Source organism: Thauera linaloolentis 47Lol = DSM 12138 (assembly GCF_000310205.1).
Taxonomy (GTDB): Bacteria; Pseudomonadota; Gammaproteobacteria; order Burkholderiales; family Rhodocyclaceae; genus Thauera; species Thauera linaloolentis.
Map to the genome: position 1 here is coordinate 1 of NZ_AMXE01000164.1, position 2277 is coordinate 2277.

The following is a 2277-nucleotide window of genomic DNA, read 5'->3' on the forward strand; positions in this document are numbered from 1 at the left end:
ATCGTGCTCGCCAACGACTACCGCCTCGGCTTGTTCAACGGCGACGTCGGCCTGTGCCTGCCCGACGGGCAGGGTGAGCTGCGCGTGTTCTTTCCGTCGGCCGACGGCGGATTCCGCGCCATCCCGCCCCTGCGCCTGCCGGCCCACGACACCGCCTTTGCGCTGACGGTACACAAGAGCCAGGGTTCGGAGTTCGAAGAAGTGCTGCTCGTGCTGCCCGCGCAGCCGCTGCGGGTGCTGACGCGCGAACTGATCTACACCGGCGCCACCCGCGCGGCGAAGCGGGTCGTGCTGGCCGGCGCGGGCGAGGTCTTCGTCGCGGGCTGCGCGGCGCGCACGCGGCGTGCTTCGGGATTGCGCGCGCGGATGCGGGAGACGGCGGGATATTGATCCCGCCGCTGGGCCGCAGCGGCCCCGGCCACACCGAATTTCACCTTATGGATCACGGCGCGTGTGGCCCGGGAGCCAGCCTTTAGTCGGCAGACCTGCCTTTGCGCCGCAAACTGGAAACGAGCCCGAGCAGGCCCAGTGAAAGCAGGGTCAGCGAACCGGGCTCAGGTACGGTCCCGGGATTGTCGGGGTTGTCGATCGGATTGAATTCGCCGGTGAACACCCAGCGGCGGATGTCGTGATCCGCTCCCGCCGAGCCGGTGCCGGAGGTGAAGCCGATGTAGGCATCCGTGGTGCCGAGAAGCGCGACGAGATCGATGTCGTACGACATCAATGCCGCGGCCGGTCGGGTGTCCGACAACGCCAGGCGTACTTCGAGCAGGTCATTGGCTCCGTCGTAATCCACCCAGGCGTGAAAGATCGAGCCGCTGTCGAGCAGCGCCGGCAGCGTATCGGCGCGGACCACTGAATTTATGTCGCCATTGATGTTGATGCCGGCGTGGTTGTCGTTGTTGCCATCGCCGGCGCCGTTGTTCCAGTTGTCGAACTCGACACCGACGCTGGGGGTAAGGCCCTGGTAGCCGATGCCGCCGCCGATGCCGCCCGCGGTATTCGCAACCGTCTGAACGGTGAATACGATGCCGTCGGCTCCTCCGTTCTGCTGGTCGGAAAACTGGAACTCGAAGTAGCTGCTGAACGAGGCATCGGCGGCGAGCGAGAACGGATTCGTGAGAAAGGCGCTGCCGGCCTGATTGAGTGTGTTGGTCAGGCGCAGTACGCGCGCGCCACTGGTCCCCACCACGCCTTGTCCGCCGGCATTGATGGTGGGAGTGACCCCGTTCAGCGTGAAGGCGGAAAGGTCGTCGAAGTTCTGATAGTTGACCAAGGCACCATGAGCGGGCCCGACGGCAAGACCGCAGAGCGCTGCGGTGCAGGTGAGCAGGGTGATGGCCTTGCTGCGGGAGTGCTGGTGATACAGGGCTGCTTCACTCATGATGTATCTCCTGTGGATGCGGTGTCCATGCGCAGAAGGTGCCCGACGGGGCCGATACCCATCGCGGATCAGGCGCGCGGATGGTAGCGAGCAAAGAGTGAGCCAGATAGAAAAAATCATTCAAAACATAACGTTGATTTATTAGATTGGGCGCCAGTGTAAATTCTTCCGACAATTTCCCCTTGGGTCACGGAGCGATGCAATGGTGGTTGGTTCATGACGCGCAAGGCGACACGATCGCCGTTGGCCAAGGCGGTGCAGAAGGCGACCCGGTCGCTGACGCGAAAGGTGTTCAAAGCCGGCAGCAAGGCGATGAGCAAGGCCGTTTCGCAGGCGGTCGAGGCCGTATCCGCAACGTATCGCCCCCCGCGCGGTGCTGGCGACTGGATTGCCGGACAGGCGATCGGTCCGGCGGGCTTGCGCCGTTTCCACCTGTTCCGGCCGCCAGGCGTCCGCAACGACGAGCGCCTGCCGCTGCTGGTGATGCTGCACGGCTGCGGACAGACGGCGGCGCAGTTCGCGCACAGCACGCGCATGAACGGCATCGCGCTGCGCGAGCGTTTCCTGGTGCTGTATCCGGAGCAGGATCGCACGGCGAATCCGCAGGGCTGCTGGAACTGGTACGACACCCGCAGCCGCCATGCCGATGCCGAGGCGGCGACGCTGCTGGCTGCCATCGACCAGGTCTGCCTGCTGTATCCGGTAGACCGCGAGGCGGTCGCGCTGGCCGGCATCTCGGCCGGGGCGAGCATGGCCGCCTTGCTGGCGATCCGGCATCCCACGCGTTTCCGCGCCGTTGCCATGCATAGCGGCGTGCCGCCGGGCAGCGCCCATTCGGCCGCCACCGCGCTGGCGGCGATGCGGGGGCGGCGCACGGCGAGCGCGCCCCTGCC

Annotated in this window: 3 protein-coding genes; 2 read left to right on the top strand and 1 reads right to left on the bottom strand. The window is 66.1% G+C overall.

The window, feature by feature from the left end:
* On the top strand, positions 1 to 390 hold a 390-nt coding region (locus C666_RS18910), incomplete at its 5' end, for an ATP-binding domain-containing protein (protein ID WP_004349534.1).
* Positions 391 to 472: 82 nt separating this feature from the next.
* On the opposite strand, the gene C666_RS18915 is transcribed toward C666_RS18910, so the two are convergent.
* Complete coding sequence (locus C666_RS18915) at positions 473 to 1384, bottom strand: L-type lectin-domain containing protein (protein WP_004349537.1); 912 nt, start codon at positions 1382 to 1384, stop codon at positions 473 to 475.
* A gap of 216 nt (positions 1385 to 1600) precedes the next feature.
* Here C666_RS18915 and C666_RS18920 point away from each other — a divergent pair.
* Positions 1601 to 2277 (top strand): extracellular catalytic domain type 1 short-chain-length polyhydroxyalkanoate depolymerase (locus C666_RS18920; RefSeq protein ID WP_039919588.1); only part of this gene is annotated, 677 nt, incomplete at its 3' end.

Excerpts from the sequence above, each read along its gene's own strand:
- C666_RS18915 (WP_004349537.1), bottom strand. The coding sequence starts at position 1,384 with ATGAGTGAAGCAGCCCTGTATCACCAGCACTCCCGCAGCAAGGCCATC.